This window comes from Dietzia cercidiphylli (assembly GCF_014145145.1).
Lineage (GTDB): Bacteria > Actinomycetota > Actinomycetes > Mycobacteriales > Mycobacteriaceae > Dietzia > Dietzia natronolimnaea.
The window spans coordinates 1-312 of sequence record NZ_JAALEA010000193.1; the positions used below are offsets into that span (position 1 = coordinate 1).

Consider the following 312-nt stretch of genomic DNA (forward strand, 5'->3'; position numbering starts at 1 on the left):
GTCGTCGTCACTTCTCGCTTCTCAGTCCGGACCGGATCCGACCGTAGGAGAGGCCGCCGTGGCAGTAGGTGGGCACCACGGGCCAGAAACGCTTCCACGAGACCAGTTCGGTGGAGGGCAGGATCTGCAACCAGCGCGGGTCACCGGGACACCGGTCCGCCATGGTCTTCTCCTTGATCATGGAGTCGTACTGGTCCAGCGAGTCCTCGAGGGTGTTGGCGTTGGGGCAGATCTCCCGGCCGAACTTCTCGTGGTAGCGCCGCACGCCCGGGATCCGGGACAGCTCCGGCTGCCAGTTGTCCAGGGAGATGC

General features: G+C 65.4%; 1 pseudogene. It reads right to left on the reverse strand.

What is annotated here, in order from left to right:
* Positions 1-7: 7 nt before the first annotated feature.
* A pseudogene (locus G6028_RS07650) lies at positions 8-312 on the reverse strand (MBL fold metallo-hydrolase); the annotation flags it as partial.